General features: G+C 61.1%; 14 protein-coding genes. 2 read left to right on the top strand and 12 right to left on the bottom strand.

The genetic code is table 11. From position 1 onward, the window contains the following. Position 1: 1 nt before the first annotated feature. Positions 2-1,105, bottom strand: a complete 1,104-nt coding sequence (locus tag CLM72_RS01205; protein WP_105225395.1) for a hypothetical protein — start codon at positions 1,103-1,105, stop codon at positions 2-4. A gap of 176 nt (positions 1,106-1,281) precedes the next feature. On the opposite strand from CLM72_RS01205, the gene CLM72_RS01200 reads away from it, so the two are divergent. Next, positions 1,282-1,908, top strand: a complete 627-nt coding sequence (locus CLM72_RS01200; RefSeq protein ID WP_105225394.1) for a bifunctional 2-polyprenyl-6-hydroxyphenol methylase/3-demethylubiquinol 3-O-methyltransferase UbiG — start codon at positions 1,282-1,284, stop codon at positions 1,906-1,908. 109 nt (positions 1,909-2,017) lie between these two features. Here CLM72_RS01200 and CLM72_RS01195 read toward each other — a convergent pair whose 3' ends face one another. The 4 genes from CLM72_RS01195 to CLM72_RS01180 form a co-directional block, all read right to left on the bottom strand. Next, complete coding sequence (locus CLM72_RS01195) at positions 2,018-4,207, bottom strand: glycoside hydrolase (protein WP_105225393.1); 2,190 nt, start codon at positions 4,205-4,207, stop codon at positions 2,018-2,020. Positions 4,208-4,451: 244 nt separating this feature from the next. Next, entirely contained in the window at positions 4,452-7,517 is a 3,066-nt protein-coding gene (locus tag CLM72_RS01190) for an efflux RND transporter permease subunit (RefSeq protein ID WP_032894148.1), read from the bottom strand. Continuing rightward, a complete protein-coding gene (locus CLM72_RS01185) occupies positions 7,514-8,584 on the bottom strand; it encodes an efflux RND transporter periplasmic adaptor subunit (protein ID WP_096143912.1) in 1,071 nt (356 codons plus the stop codon). Before CLM72_RS01185 ends, CLM72_RS01190 begins: the two co-directional genes overlap by 4 nt. Continuing rightward, complete coding sequence (locus CLM72_RS01180) at positions 8,581-9,663, bottom strand: efflux RND transporter periplasmic adaptor subunit (protein WP_034125475.1); 1,083 nt, start codon at positions 9,661-9,663, stop codon at positions 8,581-8,583. The genes CLM72_RS01185 and CLM72_RS01180 overlap by 4 nt, the downstream gene beginning before the upstream one ends. A gap of 121 nt (positions 9,664-9,784) precedes the next feature. Between CLM72_RS01180 and CLM72_RS01175 the strand changes: the two genes are divergently transcribed. Further along, positions 9,785-10,945 carry an AAA family ATPase gene (locus CLM72_RS01175; RefSeq protein ID WP_105225392.1) on the top strand — a complete coding sequence of 387 codons (1,161 nt, stop codon included), beginning with the start codon at positions 9,785-9,787 and terminating at the stop codon, positions 10,943-10,945. A gap of 99 nt (positions 10,946-11,044) precedes the next feature. Here CLM72_RS01175 and CLM72_RS01170 read toward each other — a convergent pair whose 3' ends face one another. From CLM72_RS01170 to CLM72_RS01140, 7 genes are all read right to left on the bottom strand, one after another. Continuing rightward, positions 11,045-11,893, bottom strand: coding sequence for a transporter substrate-binding domain-containing protein (locus CLM72_RS01170; RefSeq protein WP_003187618.1), 849 nt, complete (start codon positions 11,891-11,893; stop codon positions 11,045-11,047). Next, positions 11,890-12,666 (bottom strand): amino acid ABC transporter ATP-binding protein, encoded by a 777-nt coding sequence (locus CLM72_RS01165; protein WP_034125472.1) that lies wholly within the window; start codon positions 12,664-12,666, stop codon positions 11,890-11,892. Before CLM72_RS01165 ends, CLM72_RS01170 begins: the two co-directional genes overlap by 4 nt. Beyond that, the gene (locus tag CLM72_RS01160) at positions 12,663-13,322 is read right to left on the bottom strand and encodes an amino acid ABC transporter permease (RefSeq protein ID WP_105225391.1); all 660 of its coding nucleotides are present in this window, start codon (positions 13,320-13,322) and stop codon (positions 12,663-12,665) included. The genes CLM72_RS01165 and CLM72_RS01160 overlap by 4 nt, the downstream gene beginning before the upstream one ends. Next, positions 13,303-13,968: an amino acid ABC transporter permease gene (locus CLM72_RS01155; RefSeq protein ID WP_003187615.1), complete on the bottom strand. Its 666-nt coding sequence runs from the start codon at positions 13,966-13,968 to the stop codon at positions 13,303-13,305. The genes CLM72_RS01160 and CLM72_RS01155 overlap by 20 nt, the downstream gene beginning before the upstream one ends. Positions 13,969-14,284: 316 nt before the next feature. After that, positions 14,285-15,067 (bottom strand): MetQ/NlpA family ABC transporter substrate-binding protein, encoded by a 783-nt coding sequence (locus tag CLM72_RS01150; protein WP_105225390.1) that lies wholly within the window; start codon positions 15,065-15,067, stop codon positions 14,285-14,287. Between the two features lie 106 nt (positions 15,068-15,173). Continuing rightward, entirely contained in the window at positions 15,174-16,100 is a 927-nt protein-coding gene (locus tag CLM72_RS01145) for a sigma 54-interacting transcriptional regulator (protein ID WP_054896673.1), read from the bottom strand. Between the two features lie 48 nt (positions 16,101-16,148). Next, entirely contained in the window at positions 16,149-16,730 is a 582-nt protein-coding gene (locus CLM72_RS01140; RefSeq protein ID WP_105225389.1) for an alpha/beta hydrolase, read from the bottom strand. Positions 16,731-16,875 lie beyond the last annotated feature (145 nt).

Genomic DNA, 16,875 nt, shown 5'->3' with positions numbered 1-16,875 from the left:
GTCACGGGCACTCATCCAGTTGGGCAACGCTGGCACGGGGCACGAAGGTGATGGTTTTCTCCTTGGCCTGCCAGGGCCGCACGATATAGCTGCCATCCGAGTCGGCCATCACCCGCAGTTTCACGCTGCGTTTGGGGTTGTCGGTGTCTACCAGCGCGCCGGGGACCTTCGTCTCTGCCGCCCAGGTCATCAACGTACAAACGCGCCCTCCCGAGGCGGAGCCTTGCAGCGGCAGGCCACCCAACTTGGCCCCGCTCGCCGGGATCAGTCCGAGTAAAACGATGAGCGCAAAGGCCACCAATGAAGCGAACGCCACCGGGTTTTTCTGGACGCGCATGCGTACCACCAGGCAGGCGGCGCTCCCCTGGATCAGAAACAGCACGGCCATTTCGGCGGCCATGAACGGTGCAAAGAACACGGCGCTGTCGGAGTACTCGCTGAAGGCCTGGGAGACCGGCACCGTCACCATCAGAATGACCACCATTTGAACGACCCCGGCGCCAGCACTGGCCAGCCAGAACTCGCCGGACAACTCACCCAGAGCAACATGGGCGGGGCGCGCACGAATGATGATGCCGACATAAGCCACTACCGCCGCCATGATCGCCACGATCCAACTGAGCGTCAGCAAAAGCCCACTTTCGGCGTTCACGGACAGGTATACGGCGGACATCCAGAACACAAACATCACCAACAGGCTGGCCGCCCAATGCCCCAGTAACCTCCTGTGCTGGGCCGTCTCTTGCGGCGACTGCGGGCTGAGATTGAGTTGATCACTCAGGCGCACACCGGTGCCGTTCAGGCGCGTGAATAAGATGAACGTGGGCACCAGGATCGATGCACCCATCATGCCGATCACAAATACCAACATGGCGAACATAGCCGGCAAGGCAGTGAACGCCGACGCCGACAGGATACTCAGCGGCACCTTTTCCACCTGGATGTACTGGTACAGGTACAGGCCCGCCACCGAGAGAACCCCCACCGTCAGCGGCCAGGCACGCTCATTGAGCCAGAACAGCCCATTGCTCAATCTCGTGGCGTATTGGTCGACCTTGTTCGGTGCGGTGTCGTTGCCAACGGGTGAACATTTTTCCTCTTCCATGGATGTGTAGCCCTCTGCAAATGAGGGCCGAATCTTACCCACAATTTCCTGTGGCGGTCTGTCGGATGCGCGCACTGCGACCGCCGTGAAGCGCCCTACAGCGGATACACGGTTTTCAACTGATGAATGGGCCGGGGTATAGTCCCCCTACCTCAGCCGCAGCCGTGCGCCATGCCATGAAACTTGCTCCCGACGACCTCAACCAGATCACCTCCACCACCCTGGGCCACTACAACAAGGTGGCCGAAGACTTCCGTGAAGGCACCCGCGATCACGATGTGAGCCAGAACATCGACGCGTTGCTGCGGCATATCCAGGGCACGCCGCCATTCACTGTGCTGGATTTCGGCTGTGGGCCAGGGCGGGACTTGCAGACGTTTACGCGCAGGGGGCATATCGCCGTGGGCCTGGATGGTTCCGAACGTTTTGCGCAGATGGCCCGCGAAGACAGCGGCTGTGAGGTGCTGCAGCAGGACTTTCTCAAGCTGGACCTGCCCGCCGAACGCTTCGACGGAGTGTTTGCCAATGCTGTGCTGTTTCATATTCCCAAGCAGGAGTTGCCCCGAGTGCTCAAAGAGCTGCACGGCGCGTTGAAGCCTGGGGGCGTGCTGTTCAGCTCCAACCCTCGGGGTGAAAATCAGGAAGGTTGGAATGGGCCAAGGTATGGTTCTTATCACGACCTGCAGGCGTGGCAGGCCTTGCTGACTGAGGCCGGGTTTGAAGAGCTGGAGCACTACTATCGGCCGGCCGGGTTGCCGCGGGAACAGCAGCCTTGGTTGGCGAGTGTGTGGCGTAAGATTTAGTGCTGCATCGCCTGTACCTGCCTCATCGCAGGCAAGCCAGCTCCCACCTTTGGAATGCATTCACCTGTGGGAGCCGGGCTTGCCCGCGATGGCGCCGTAACGGGCAGCGTTATTTCACCTGATACACCACCGGCTCCTCCCCCTCCACCAGCAACGCGACACTGCGCCCGGCATACCCCTGTTTTTCCAACGCCGAGAAATTCGCCACCAGCCGCGTTCCATCGGCGAAGGTGGTTTGCTGCAGTTGCTTGTCCACCGTCAGCCAACGGAAACCCGTCATTTCCTGGGTCGCCAAGCGCTGGTGCAACGGCCGGAAGAAGCGGTCCTGGCGCTGAATAATCGGCAGCCGCGCCTTGAGCGTCGCCGCACTGAGGTGGTACAGCGGCGGCACGTTGTAGAGCAGTTGGGTCAGCTCATTGTCGCCCTGCACATTGCTCAGTTTGAGGCTGTCGAACAGCCAATGATGGGTGGTGATCACCGAGCCGTGGAACACCGCCTGATACAACGGCAGGCGCATCGTCGGTTCGAAATATAGCGTGCGAAACGGCTCCTTCAACGGCACCGATTTGAAGAACACCGCCGGTTGCTCCGAGGGGTACCAATTGCCTACGAAGTACGGCGACTGCGGGTCCTGGGTCATCTCGCGATCACCCCAACCGATCACCGGGGTCTGCATGCCGTGGGCAAACAGGATGCCCTGGGCGGTGATCGCGTTGCCGTCTTCGGAGCCTGTAACCAGCTTAGGCACGGTGTTGATCCAGCGGGAGGCGTCGATATTGCCTTCGGCGTTTTGTGCCTGGGTCATGCTGGCGTTGCTGCGGTAGCTGTCGAACAGCATGCTGGTGGCGTAGGCATCGAGAAACCAGGCATTGAAGCCAGCCTTGGCGTGTACCGCCTTCACCCGCGCCTCCAGCAGCGGCCGCACACACCGCGGGTCGGTGTAATGGCCGGACTTCTGGAAACCGGTTTTCAGCTTGCCGTCTTTCAACACGATCGCGCAGTCGCGATAGGCCTTGGCGCCCAGGTGGGCAGTGGTCCAATCGGGGTTTTCCGTGGCGGACAGGGCCGTTTCATAGGAGTCGTAAGGCGCCATCAGAAAACCGGCTTCCACCCCCGCGCGAATCGCTTCGGGATGCCAGAGGCCACCCTCCCAACCTTCGCCCAAGGTCAGCAACAGACGCTGCAACCCGGCGTCGCGCAGGGTTTGAATGGCGCTACTGCCCCAGGTTTGCGGGCTGTCACTCAAGGCTCCCACAAAGTCCACGGCCAGTTCACTGCGCAGCTCACCGTAGCGGGCGGCAAGGCGGGTCATGTCTGGGTCTTCGACTTGCCAGGCCTGCCGGGCCTTGGTGTTGATCGCCGCGTTGACGCCGCGCAGCAGCACGGTTTGCTCATAGCGATTCAATGGAGTGGGCTGCGCCAGCAGCTGTGCGCTCTCCTTGTCCATCAGCGTCTTGAGTTCATGGCTGCGCAGCCGTTTGATCAGTTTGGGCCAATCACGCACATCGCCCAAAGCCAGCAGGCCGTTGTCCCACAGGTACACATGGCTGGCGCCCAGCAGCTTCTGGGCTTCAGGTGTTTGCCGCAGCTTGTCCGCCAACGGTTCATAGCGGCCCTGCTCCACCAGCCACTGGCGGTAGCGCTTGGCGCCAGCCAATGGGTCGGCATCGCCCAGGTACAGCCGCAGCGTCATCGGCGCATCAGGCGCCAGCGAGGTGAATTCATGGGCCGCGGAGAGGGCCAGGCCGTTGCCGTCGGCTTGCCATTGCAGGCGGTTGTTGTAGGGGTTGGTCAACAGCCAGCTCAACGTGAAGCCACCGTGATCCACGCCCCACAGCGGCAGGCTCAGGTCCTGGGTGGTATTGAACTCACCCCGCTCCAGCAGAAACGCCTTCCAGATGGCATTGCCGGCAGGCACGTAATGCCCCTCGGCCAAGGGCCAGATCAACCCTCGCCCCATGGCCTCGGCAGGCTGGCGCAGCAGGGCCAGTTCACCGGGCTCGCGGGCGTTGATGGTCAGGACCAGGTCGCGCTGCTCCAGGCCGGCGCTCAGGCGATAGGCGCCGTTGTCCCATTGCCAAGTGGCTTGGTCAGGCGTGTTCTGCAGTTGGCTGACGGCATGCGCGGCCACACCGCTGGATGCCTGCACCGAGGCCTGCCCTGCGGGTGTCACGCGCAGCGCCAGCGTGGCGGGGTCGAGTTCGACGCGCCACAAGGCGTTTTCCAGTACGGTGGCGGCGAAGGCAGGCGGTGCAAGGAGCAACGCGCAAAACAGCAAGGTGAAACGCAGGCACTGCATGAGGACCGACCTGGGTTTGAAATGAGGACCAGAGGGTACAGCATGCAGTAGCGAGCCAGGACGACATGGGGATTTTTCAGAAACTTCACACAGCCTCAACCAGAATGAAGTTCCAAGTGTGGGAGCTGGCTTGCCTGCGAAAGCGACAGTTCAGTCACAGATGCTGCGACTGACGCACCGCCTTCGCGGGCAAGCCCGCTCCCACAGGGGATCTGCGCTTAACTGGCAGCCCCCTCTCTCAGTGTTAATCCTGTTGTGGCTGATGTTCCTGTTTCGGCTCGCGGATCTTGTACCAGGCCACATACAGCGCCGGCAGAAACAGCAACGTCAGCAACGTCGCAATGATGATCCCGCCAATCATCGCGTAGGCCATCGGCCCCCAGAACACCTCTCGTGCAATCGGGATCATGCCCAGGCTCGCCGCCGCAGCCGTCAGCAGAATCGGTCGACGCCGGTGTTCGGTGGCTTCCACCACCGCATCCCACGGCGTGTAGCCGGCCTCTTCGTACTCGTGGATCTGTGTGACCAAAATCACCGAGTTGCGAATGATGATGCCGATCAGCGCCAGGATCCCCAGGATCGCCACAAAGCCCATGGGCGTGCCCGTGGGGATCAACGCCAGCACCACGCCGATCAGCCCCAGTGGCGCGACGCTGGCCACCAGGAACATCTTCTGCACGCTGTGCAACTGGATCATCAAGAAGGTGGCCATCAGGAACAGCATCAACGGCACCACCTTGGCGATAGGTCCCTGAGCCTTGCCACTTTCTTCCACAGTGCCGCCGGTGGCGACTTTGTAGCCCACCGGCAAGCCCTCGCTGAATTTCTCGATGGTCGGCGCCAACTGCTTGACCAGGTCGGTCGGCTGCATCTCATCGCGCACCGCGGCCTTGATGGTAATCGTCGGCTTGCGGTCGCGGCGCCATACCAGCGGCTGCTCCAGCTCGTAACGCACGGTGGCGAACGCCAGCAATGGAATCGAGGTGCCGTTGGGCGTGACGATCTGCAGGTTCTGCAAGGTTTCCGGCGTACCGCGCTCGGCATCCTCGGCGCGGCCGACCACGTTGATCAGGTAGATATCGTCGTGCACCTGGGTCACCGCCGCGCCGCTGACCACGCTGTTCATCAACTGCGCCACGTCTTCCGACGACAGCCCCAGTTGCCGCGCCTTGTCCTGGGCGATGTCGACGCGCAGGACTTTGCCCGGCTCGTTCCAGTCGTAGATGATCTCGCCCAGGTGGGTGTTCTGATCGAGCAAGGTCGCCAGTTCAATGGCGTGTTTGCGCACCTGGTCGATGTCTTTGCCGGACACGCGGTACTGGATCGGCCGCCCGACCGGCGGGCCCATTTCCAGCGGCTGCACGTAGCTGCCGATACCGACAAAATCATCGCGCAAGCGTTGTTGCAGGCGTGCTATCAGGGCGCCACGCTCCTCCAGGCCCTTGCTCACAATCACCAGTTGCGCGTAGTAGGGGTTTTCCAACTGCTGGTCCAGTGGCAGGTAGAAACGGATCGCGCCCTGGCCGATGTAGGTGCTCCACCGGGCGATGTCCGGGTCGTCCTTGATGATCGCTTCGAGGCGGTCAACGGCCTTGCGCGTCTCGTTGATCGAGGCGTTTTGCGGCAGGTTCAGGTCGACGAGGATTTCCGGACGGTCCGACGACGGGAAGAACTGGTTCTGCACAAATTGCATGGAAAACACCGAGGCCACGAACAGCGCCACGGTGATACCAATCGCCCACCAACGGTTGCGCATGGCCCACAGCATGCCGCCATTGAAGGCACGGCCAATGCGCCCCGGCTCGGCGTTGTGCGGTTTCACATTGGCGCTGAGGATATGCACGCCGATCACCGGCGCAAACAGCACCGCCACCACCCACGACACCAGCATCGCCACGGCAATCACCGCGAACAAGGTAAAGGTGTACTCGCCCGCCGAACTGGCGTTGAGGCCAATCGGCACGAAGCCGGCGACGGTCACCAGCGTGCCGGTGAGCATCGGGAAGGCCGTGGAGGTATAGGCGTATGTCGCCGCCTGTTCCTTGGTTTCGCCTTTTTCCAGGCGCGTGATCATCATCTCCACGGTGATCATCGCGTCATCCACCAGCAGGCCGAGGGCGATGATCAACGCGCCCAGCGACACGCGCTGCATGGTGATGCCGCTGTATTCCATGAACACGAACACCAGCGCCAGCACCAACGGAATCGAGCACGCCACCACCAACCCAGCGCGCATGCCGAGGCTGATAAAGCTCACGACCAGCACGATGATCACCGCCTCGAACAATGCGCTGGTGAAGCCGCCGACCGCCTCTTCCACCACTTCGGCCTGGTCGGACACCTTGTGCACGCCGACGCCCACCGGCAGGTCGGCGGTCAACTCGTCCATGCGCCCGTGCAGGGCCTTGCCGAACGACTGGATATTGCCGCCCTTCTGCATGGCGATGGCCAAGCCAATCGCTGGCTTGCCGTTGAAGCGAAACATCGGCCGCGCCGGGTCCACATAACCACGGCTGATGTCGGCAATATCCGCCAGCCGGTAGAAACGGTCATTGAGGCGCAGGTTGACGTTGGCCAGGTCTTTCTCCGAGGCGAACTGCCCGGAGGTGCGCACGGAGATGCGTTCGGGCCCGGCCTCGATCACCCCGGCGGGGGTCACGGCGTTTTGCGATTGCAGGCTTTGCACAACCTGGCGCTGATCAATCCCCAAGGCCGCGAGTTTGCGCGTGGAGAAATTCAGGTAGATCACTTCGTCCTGCTGGCCGATCATCTCGACCTTGCCCAGCCCCGGTACCGAACGGATTTCGGCGCGCACCTGCTCCACGTAATCACGCAGCTGGCGCATCGACAGGCCATCGCCGGTAAAGGCGTACACCGAGCCGAACACGTCACCGAATTCATCGTTGAACGACGGCCCCTGCAAACCCTGGGGGAAGGTGCCGCGGATGTCATCGATCTTCTTGCGAACCTGGTACCAGATCTCCGGGATGGCCTTGGCGCTGGTGGTGTCCTTGAGGAACACGAACACCGTGGACTCGCCCGGCCGGGTGTAGCTCTTCACGTAGTCGAGGGAATCGAGTTCTTCGAGTTTTTTCTCGATGCGGTCGGTGACCTGCTTGAGGGTTTCTTCCTGGGTCGCGCCCGGCCAGCGGGTCTGGATCACCATGGTCTTGATGGTGAACGAGGGGTCTTCTTCACGGCCCAGGTTCATGTACGAGAACACGCCCATCAGCAGCGCGACGAACATCAGGTACCAGACGAAGGACTGATGCTTGAGGGCCCAGTCGGATAGGTTGAAGCTCCCTTTCATCGCGGGCTGTCCTCGTCGATTTTGACTTTTTGCCCGGGTTTCAGGCTGTTCACGCCGGCGGTGACAATGCGCTCGCCGGGTTTGACGCTGCCATTGAGCAAGGCGCTGTGAGCATCACGGCTGATAACCGTGACCTCGCGGGGTTGCACGGTCTGGCTCTGGGTGTCGAGCAGCCAGATACGGGTCTTGCCGTCGACTTCCTGCAAGGCGCTCAGGGGCAGTTCGATACGCGGGGCGATGGCGGTGCTCAAAGTCACGCTGATTGCCGTGCCCAGGCGGAACGCCGGCGGGGTTTCGGCCAGGCTCAGGCGTGCGCGACGGGTGCGCGTGGCGCTTTGGGCCTGAGGCTCGATCTCACGCACCACGGCGGTGGTGTGCACGCTGGGGTCCAGTTGCCCGGCGACCAGGAACACCACATCGGCAGGCAAGCGTTCAGCCAGGCCGGCGGGCAGGTCGATCACCGCTTCCTTGATGTCCGGACGGGCCAGGGTCACCACCTGCTGGCCGGCGCTGACCACCTGGCCGGCTTCGGCATTCCAGGCGGTGACGATGCCGGCATGGTCGGTGCGCAGTTCTGCGTAGTTGAGCTGATCCTTGGCCTGGTTGACCGAAGCACGGGCCTGGTCGAGGGTCGCCTGGGTGGTTTTCAGATCGGTCTGGGCCACATCCAGCTGGGCCTGGGCGCCGACGCCACGATTGAACAGCTCCTGTTGCCGCCGAGCGTTGGCCTGGGCGTTGATGAACTGCGCCTGTACGCGCGCCAGGTCGCCCTGGGCAGCGCGCAATTGGTTCTGCTGGTCGGTGGGGTCAAGCACGGCGAGCAGGGCGCCCTTCTCCACTTCGGCGCCGACATCCACGGCGCGACGGGCGATGCGGCCCGGCACACGGAAACCCAGGTTGCTTTCATAGCGGGCCTGGATGGTGCCGGCGAAACGACCGAGGTTTTCCTGGTCTTCAGCCTTCACTTCCATGGACAGCACCGGGCGTATGGGTTCGGGCGGCGCCTCTTCCTTGGAGCAGGCCATCAGCAACAGGCTGGCGGCGACAATGAGCGTCAATTGCTTCATGGCTGCGCTCCGGGCTGGGCGATCTCGACGACCATGCCGGGGTGCAGCAATTGCCCACCGGCTATCACGACTTTTTCACCGCCTTTGAGGCCCTCGCCGATGATCACTTTGCCGGTGAGGTAGCGCGCCACGGTGACCTTGTGCAACTGCGCCTTGCCTTCGCCGTCCACCAGCCACACGGCTGGCTCGTTGAGGTCTTTGGTCAGGGCTGACCAAGGCAGCTCGATGCTCGCCTTGGCCGGGCCATTGGCGGTGGCGCTGACCACCGACCCCAGCTCCATGCCCTTGGGCAGGCTTTGCAGGGCGATCTTCACTTGGACGGTGCCGGTATTGGCGGCCACGGCGGGCGTGACTTCGCGGACTTTGCCCACGGCCTTGATGCTCGGGTTGTCCAGCAGGCTCACCGTAATCGGCGCGTCGGGCGGCGGCTCCACCAGCAAGGACTCATACACGTTGAACACGGCGTCACGTTCGCCATCGCGGGCGAGGCTGAAGATCGGCACGGTGGCCTGTACCACTTGGCCGACTTCGGCCTGACGCGCGGTGATGATGCCCGGGGCATCGGCAATCAGCGAGGTGTAGCCCAATTGTTCGCGGGCATTGGCCAACTGCGCCTGGGCAGCGGCCAGGGCACTTTGGCTGCTGCGCAGCGCGGCCTGGGCGGCGTCATATTCGCTGCGGCTGGTATAGCCTTTGGGCAAGAGTTTTTCCTGGCGCACAAAGGCGGCGGCGGTCTGCTTGACCCGCGCCTGTTCGGCCACGACCTGGGCCTGGGCCGAATCAACATTGGTTTGCAGGTCCTTGGGGTCGAGCTTGGCCAGGACTTGCCTGGCCGTGACGCGGTCGCCCACGTCGACCATGCGCTGGATAATCTTGCCGCCCACGCGAAAGGACAGATCGGTTTGCACCCGCGCCTGGATATCACCCGTCAGCGTCACCGCCGCGGCAAAATCCGCCGACTGCACGGTCTGCACGAACACCCGCGAATGCTGCTTGGGCTCGGCTTTGTCCTGGCCACAGCCGCTGAGCAGCGCCAGGAGGCCAAGGCTGAAAATAAATGTCGAGGTGCGACCGCCCATGCAGGCTCCTTTTGCGTGATGCCGACGTTCAAGTGTGTATGCGACTGTGAGCTTAGATCAGGGTTCCTTATCTGCATGGAGGATCCCATACTCCAATGGTTCCCATGCTGGCTAAATACACATGCTTAAAACCCTCGCGGTGGCCAATTACCGCTCGATCAACAAATTGGTGGTGCCCCTGGACCGGCTGAACCTGGTGACCGGGCCCAATGGCAGCGGCAAGTCCAACCTGTATCGCGCCCTGCGCCTGCTGGCCGAAACTGCCCAGGGTGGGGTGATCAATGCGCTGGCCCGTGAAGGCGGGCTGGATTCGACCTTCTGGGCCGGGCCGGAAACCATCACCCGGCGTATGCGCAGCGGCGAAGTGCCGGTCGAATCCAACGTGCGCCAAGGCGTCAAACGCCTGCGCCTGGGCTTTGCCGCCGAGGACTTCAGCTACGCAATCTCTTTGGGCTTACCCGAAAAAACCCTCTCGGCCTTCAAACTGGACCCCGAAGTAAAAAAGGAATGCATCTGGGCCGGCCACGTCTACCGTCCGGCCAGCCTGCTGGTGCAGCGCTCAGGGCCGATGGTGCGTGCCCGCGAAGGACGTACGTGGGATGTCCTGGCGCAGCACACACCGAACTACAACAGCCTGTTCGACCAGGTCGGCAGCCTGCGTGGCTCGCCGGAAGTGCTGCTGTTGCGTGAAAGCATTCGTGGCTGGCGCTTTTACGATCACTTCCGCAGCGACGTGGACGCGCCAGTGCGCCAGCCACAGTTGGGCACGCGCACGCCGGTGTTGCACCACGATGGCCGCGATCTGGCGGCTGCGTTGCAGACCATCCGCGAGATTGGTGATCCCGAGGCGCTGCAACGCGCCGTGAGCGATGCATTCCCGGGGGCGAGTCTGCACATTGAACCGTTGCAGGGCGGACGCTTTGCCATTGAGTTCTATCAGGAAGGCTTATTGCGCCCGTTGTCGGCGGCGGAGCTGTCGGACGGCACCCTGCGCTACCTGCTGCTGATCGCCGCGCTGCTGACTCCACGGCCACCGACCATGATGGTGCTGAACGAGCCGGAGACCAGCCTGCATCCCGACCTGTTGCCGGCACTGGCGCGCTTGATTATCCAGGCGTCGAAGCAGTGCCAGGTGTGGGTGGTGAGCCATGCCAGCCGCTTGATTGCGGCGTTGCAGCAGGATGAGGGGTGTAACTCGATTGTGTTGGAGAAGGTGTTGGGGGAGACACGGATTGTGGGGCAAGGGATGCTGGATGCGCCGGCCTGGCACTGGCCGGAGTAGGCGTTGCCTGCACCGGCCTCTTCGCGAGCAAGCCCGCTCCCACATTTTGATGTGTGAATACATTCAAAGGTGGGAGCTGGCTTGCCTGCGATAGCGATCTCAGCCCTGCCACTTACCACCCTCAACAATCACACTCTCAGGCTTGGTGTCATCGCTCAGTTCTTTTCGCACATATTGGTCATAAAGCTTGAGCAGAAACTTCTCCTCGCCCAACTTCGCCAGCTCGGCATTCACCCAGTCACGCAGCTCGGTATTGCCCTTCTTCACCGCCGGGGCAATCGGCGCTTCATCACCCAGCTTCTCTTCCAGCACGCGGTAGCCAGGGTTCTGCTTGGCCCAGCTGAACAGCACCAGGTTGTCTTGCGCATAGGCATCCCCACGGCCAGCCGACAGCGCCTGCAGCGACTCGGAGTTCTTCTCGAACTTGAGCAGCTTCCAGTCCGGATGGTTCTTGGTCAGCCAGATATCCGCCGTGGTGCCGGTGGTGACGATGGTCGTGCGAGTGGCCAGGTCATCCAGGCTTTTGACGGCACTGTCATTCGGCACCAGGGCCTGCACCGCGACTTTCAGGTTGGGGTTGGTGAAGTCCACCGCTTCCTTGCGTTCAGGCGTCACGGTCATGTTGGCGAGAATCAGGTCGACCTTGTCGCTTTGCAGGAAGGGAATGCGGCTGGCCGGTTCCACGGCGACAAATTCCACCTTGTTTTCGTCACCCAACAGGTCCTTGGCGAATTGACGGCCGATGTCGGTATCGAAGCCGACATAACGACCCGCTTCGTCCACAAAACCGAATGGCGGCTTGTCGGTAAACACGCCGACAATCAGTTTGTCCCGCGCTTTGATTTTGTCGATGTAGCTCACAGCCGCGGGTTTTACCGGCTCTTCGGCCTTTTTATCGCAGCCGGCCAGCAAGGCGACGGCAAACAGTGGCAGCAGTAACTTTTTCATATCAGCTCCAGTTCCTTGATCTTTTTGGGCAGTGTTGAAACAAAGGAGAACTTCTCCAGGAACTGCTGCGCGCGTGCGGTCTGCGGGTTCGTAAAGAATGCCTCGGGGGTGTTGTGTTCGAGGATGCGACCGGCCTCCATGAACACCACGCGGTCGGCGACGGCGCGGGCGAAGGCCATTTCGTGGGTAACGATCAGCAGGGTCATGCCATCGCGGGCCAGGTCCTGGATCACTTCCAGCACTTCCTTGACCATCTCCGGGTCGAGGGCCGCGGTGACTTCGTCAAACAGCATGACCTGGGGGTTCATGCACAACGAGCGGACGATGGCGATGCGTTGTTGCTGGCCACCGGAAAGCTGGCGTGGGAAGGCGTCGCGCTTGTCGGCAAGGCCCACGCGCTCCAGCAATTTTTCCGCCTGCTCACGAGCCTCGCGGGGGTCGCGCTTTTGCACTTTGAGCGGGCCGAGCAGGATGTTGTCGAGCACGCTCATGTGCGGGAACAGGTGGTAGCTCTGGAACACCATGCCAATGTCCTGGCGTACCTGGCGCCAGTCGGTGGTTTTATCCAGCAGCTCTTTACCGGCGAACCGCAGACTGCCGCTGTGTGCCACTTCCAACCCGTTCAAACAACGCAGCAAAGTGCTTTTGCCACAGCCGCTGGGGCCGAGGATCACCACCACTTCGCCGCGTTGCACGCTCAGGTCGATGCCCTTGAGCACCTGCGCCTCGCCAAAGAATTTGTTGAAACCCTGAAACTCGATCAATGCGCTCATGCTTGGGCCCAGCGCCGTTCCAGCACCTTGGAGGCGGCTGACAACGGGTAGCAGATAAAGAAGAAAAACAGGAACAGCGCACCGTAGATCAATACCGACTCATAGGTGCGCTCGATGATTTGCTGGCCGACCTTGATCACATCCACCACGCCGATCAGCACCGCCAGGGAGCTGGTCTTGATGATGCGCGTGTACACATTGATGGTCGGCGGCGTCATGCGCTTGAGGGCCTGGGGCAGCAGTACATAGCCGTACAACTGTGGGCCGGACAGGCCAATCGACAAGCCCGCTTCGCGCTGGCCACGAGGCAGCGAATACAACGCGCCACGCACCACTTCGCCCACCTCGCTGGCGCCCCACAACGACAGCACCAGCACCGCGCACCAGAAACTGGGGATGCTCAGACCGAAGAAGATCGGCACGCCAAAAAACAGCAGGTACAACCACACCAGCACCGGAATGGCGCGGAACAGTTCCAGGTAGACCCGCAGCACGCCGTTGATCGCTTTGTTATTCAAGGTGCGCAGCACGCCGTAGAGCACGCCGCCAACCGTACTGAAGGCGATGCTCAAAAACGAAATCGACAGGGTTTGCGCAGCGCCCTTGCCCAGTTGCGGCAACGACACCCACAACAACTCAAGACCCGAACTGGCCATGCTGGAGCCTCCTTTCCAGGCGGCTGAGCAACAGCGACAACGGCAGGAACAACAGCACGCAAATCAGCGTCAGCACAGCGAGCATTTCGTAGGTCTTGTAGTAGAGGGCGATGTAGCTCTTGGTGGTGTAGAGAATTTCCGGCACCGCCACCGCCGACACCACGGTGGTTTCCTTGAGCAGAAAAATGAAATTGGCGAACAACGCCGGCAGGCTGAGGATACCGGCCTGGGGCAGGATCACGTGGCGCAGCAGTTGCCAGTCGGACAGGCCAATGGACTTGCCCGACTCGATTTGCGCCAGCGGCACCGCTTCCACACCGGCGCGCAGTACTTCGGTGAGGTAGGCGCCGCCCAGAAAGGTCATGGTGATGATCGCCGCCCAGAACCCGGAAATATTGAAACCCAGGGCCGGTAGCGCGAAATAGACGAAGAACAGTTGGATCAACAACGGCGTGTTACGCGCCAGCTCCACATAGAGCGCCACCAGGCGCGACAGGTAAGGCGTGCGAAACACCAGCAGCGCAGCGTTGATCAGCGCCACCAGCAAGGACGTGGCAATGGCGATCAGGCCGACTTGCAGCGTCACACCCACGGCCTTGAGAAAGGCCGGCAGCGTGCTGAGGATAAAAGCGAAATCGAAGGTCATGTGCAGTCCATATCGCCGCATGGGTAATGCCGCGAGCGCAGTCCGTTCCGACGTGGATAACGTCGGGTAGCGCGAACTTTAAAGGTATAAAAATCAAATTTTAAATACCTAGATAGCATATTCATATCACCAAAAAACTTACCTCTGTGGGAGCTGGCTTGCCTGCGATAGCGGTCTGTCAGATACAGCTGTGATACTGACCCAACGCTATCGCAGGCAAGCGAGCTCCCACAGTTTTGACTGTATTTCAGATAAAAAAACGCCGACGCTGTAGTAGCCGTCGGCGTTGAAACCTTGAAGGGGGTTTTGGCTTACATCAGAACGCTGGCACCACCGCGCCGTTGTACTTCTTCTCGATGAAAGCTTTGACTTCCGGGCTGGTCAGGGCCTTGGCCAACTTCTGGATAGCATCGCTGTCCTTGTTGTCCGGGCGGGCCACCAGGAAGTTTACGTAAGGTGATTTGGCGTCTTCGATGATCAGCGCGTCCTTGGCCGGGTTCAGGCCAGCTTCCAGGGCGTAGTTGGTGTTGATCACATCCAGGTCAACCTGATCCAGCACGCGTGGCAGCAGCGCCGATTCCAGCTCTTTGAATTTGAGGTTTTTCGGGTTGTCCTTGATGTCCTTTGGCGTGGACAAGGCGTTGGTCGGGTCTTTCAGGGTGATCAGACCGTTCTTCTGCAGCAGCAACAGGGCGCGGCCGCTGTTGGAGCCTTCGTTCGGAATGGCCACGGTGGCGCCATCTTTGAGCTCAGAGATATTTTTGATTTTTTTCGAGTAACCACCGATGGGTTCGACGTGCACGCCCGCAACGGTGACCAGGTTGGTGCCCTTGCCCTTGTTGAAGTTTTCCAGGTACGGCAGGGTCTGGAAGTAGTTGGCGTCCAGGCGTTTCTCAGCGACTTGCACGTTCGGCTGTACGTAGTCGGTAAAGACTTTGATCTGCAGGTCCACACCTTCCTTGGCCAGGGTCGGCTTGATCAGCTCGAGGATTTCGGCGTGGGGAATTGGCGTAGCAGCCACCACCAGTTTCTCGTTGGCCTGGGCAAAGCCAGCAGTCAGGGCAGCCGCCAGAGCGGTAAACAACAGAACCTTTTTCATGCAATGTCCTTCTAACGACCGTTTTTATGTGAGGTGCCAGCGAAGTGCTATCGCGGCGTGGAAAGGACAATACCTAGATTTTTTATTCCCGAACAATATCTTTTATTCACGTTGATATTCCATTTTGCTCATACAGGAATTTACGCACCGATTCCTGCTCGGCCGGGCTGGCGCTGGCCAAAATTCGTCGCACTTGCTCCAGCGGCGAACCCGCCGCTGGCAAGTTCAAATGCTCGGGCAAGATTTCATCGCCACTACTCACCAGCAAGGCAAAGTGAATGACGTTTTCCAGTTCGCGGGTATTACCCGGCCACGTGTGGTGTTCCAGCACCTGCTGGGCGGCGTCGCTGATCAGTGGCACCGGCAGGTCCAGGCGCTGGCTGTAGATGCCGAGGAAATATTCGGCCAGGGACAAGATATCCCCCACCCGCTCGCGCAACGCCGGCAGGTCCAACCGGCCCTCACTCAAATAATGGAACAGACGCTCATGAAACTTGCCCACGGCCACGGCCTGGGCCAGGTCGATGCTGGTAGCGGCCACAAGGCGTACATCGACCGGGCTCGGCTGTTGGGCACCAACACGGGTGACTTCATGGTTTTCCAAAGCCGCGAGCAATTTCACCTGGATCGGCAGCGGCAAGTCGCCGATCTCATCCAGGTACAAGGTGCCGCCATTGGCCGAGCCGAACCAACCCGCCCGGCTGCTCGCCGCGCCACTGTGACTGCCGGCGGCATAGCCAAACAACTCGGCATCGGCATAGGTGGGGCTGATTGCGCCACAGTTGACCGAGACAAACAGGCCAGTACGGTCACTGCCACGGTGGATATGCCGTGCCAGCAGTTCTTTACCGCTACCGGTCTCGCCGCGGATCAGCACAGGCAAGGCTCGTGGTGCGAGGCTTTCCAGCTCTTCGCGCAGTTGGCGTGAGCGTGGGTCGACAAACACCAGAGCTTTGGCGCGAATACTCAGCGGACTCTTTTCCGCGTCCGGGAAGGTCAGCAATGGCTGGCCGAAGGTTTCATGCAGACTCATGGCAGGCTCCCGCCCCAATCCACTCAGGGACGGGGCGTTGAAAAAATATTAGGCGCTGCGCCGAGCGTGGTGCTCGAGGCGATGTTGCAGGCGATAGAGGTAAGCAAACCCTTGCTCCCAGCGCCGGTGGCCGGACTTCACATTGATATGCCCGGCGCCCGACAAGATGCCGGCTTCGGCGCCCCACTGACGCGCCAGTTCCAGAGCCCTGGGGGCGCTTACGGCACTGTCGTTGTCGGAGCTGACCACCTGGCTGGGAAATGGCAGCAGGTCAGATGGAATAGGGGCGAAATTGCGCAGTGCAGGGGCACACGCAGGACGCTCGACATCCGCCGGTGCCACCAGCAATGCGCCGCGTACCTGCCGCAAGAAGTGCACGGGGGCAGTGGCGACCCAGTGGGCCACGGTGATGCAACCCAGGCTATGAGCGATCAGGATGACCGGCGTGCTGTCGGCAGCGATGGCCTCGGCCAGTGCGGCGACCCAATCCTCGCGACGCGGCGTCAGCCAATCGGCCTGTTCCACCCGTGCGCTGTTGGGCAAGCTCTTCTGCCAATGGGTTTGCCAATGATCTTCTGGCGATCCTTGCCAGCCCGGCACGATCAGATAACGAATCGACTCGCTGTGCATGGGTGTGCCCTCCTGCCGCGTTTAACGTTGCTGGTCAGTATAGGGTGAGGTTCACACGCCAATAAGGAATAAAAAAGAATTTATTAATAACCAAAAGGAATTTGCGCCCTTTTCAGAACTTGCTTTTACCAAGCCCTTCATTAAA

The organism is Pseudomonas sp. MYb193 (genome assembly GCF_002966775.1).
Taxonomy (GTDB): Bacteria; Pseudomonadota; Gammaproteobacteria; order Pseudomonadales; family Pseudomonadaceae; genus Aquipseudomonas; species Aquipseudomonas paracarnis.
Note: the sequence above shows the minus strand (reverse complement) of the source record. Positions and strands in the feature narration are given on the sequence as shown.

Bases quoted from the DNA above. Each gene is read 5' to 3' on its own strand.
- CLM72_RS01205 (WP_105225395.1), bottom strand. From the start codon at position 1,105: ATGGAAGAGGAAAAATGTTCACCCGTTGGCAACGACACCGCACCGAAC.
- CLM72_RS01200 (WP_105225394.1), top strand. From the start codon at position 1,282: ATGAAACTTGCTCCCGACGACCTCAACCAGATCACCTCCACCACCCTG.
- CLM72_RS01195 (WP_105225393.1), bottom strand. From the start codon at position 4,207: ATGCAGTGCCTGCGTTTCACCTTGCTGTTTTGCGCGTTGCTCCTTGCA.
- CLM72_RS01190 (WP_032894148.1), bottom strand. From the start codon at position 7,517: ATGAAAGGGAGCTTCAACCTATCCGACTGGGCCCTCAAGCATCAGTCC.
- CLM72_RS01185 (WP_096143912.1), bottom strand. From the start codon at position 8,584: ATGAAGCAATTGACGCTCATTGTCGCCGCCAGCCTGTTGCTGATGGCC.
- CLM72_RS01180 (WP_034125475.1), bottom strand. From the start codon at position 9,663: ATGGGCGGTCGCACCTCGACATTTATTTTCAGCCTTGGCCTCCTGGCG.
- CLM72_RS01175 (WP_105225392.1), top strand. From the start codon at position 9,785: ATGCTTAAAACCCTCGCGGTGGCCAATTACCGCTCGATCAACAAATTG.
- CLM72_RS01170 (WP_003187618.1), bottom strand. From the start codon at position 11,893: ATGAAAAAGTTACTGCTGCCACTGTTTGCCGTCGCCTTGCTGGCCGGC.
- CLM72_RS01165 (WP_034125472.1), bottom strand. From the start codon at position 12,666: ATGAGCGCATTGATCGAGTTTCAGGGTTTCAACAAATTCTTTGGCGAG.
- CLM72_RS01160 (WP_105225391.1), bottom strand. From the start codon at position 13,322: ATGGCCAGTTCGGGTCTTGAGTTGTTGTGGGTGTCGTTGCCGCAACTG.
- CLM72_RS01155 (WP_003187615.1), bottom strand. From the start codon at position 13,968: ATGACCTTCGATTTCGCTTTTATCCTCAGCACGCTGCCGGCCTTTCTC.
- CLM72_RS01150 (WP_105225390.1), bottom strand. From the start codon at position 15,067: ATGAAAAAGGTTCTGTTGTTTACCGCTCTGGCGGCTGCCCTGACTGCT.
- CLM72_RS01145 (WP_054896673.1), bottom strand. From the start codon at position 16,100: ATGAGTCTGCATGAAACCTTCGGCCAGCCATTGCTGACCTTCCCGGAC.
- CLM72_RS01140 (WP_105225389.1), bottom strand. From the start codon at position 16,730: ATGCACAGCGAGTCGATTCGTTATCTGATCGTGCCGGGCTGGCAAGGA.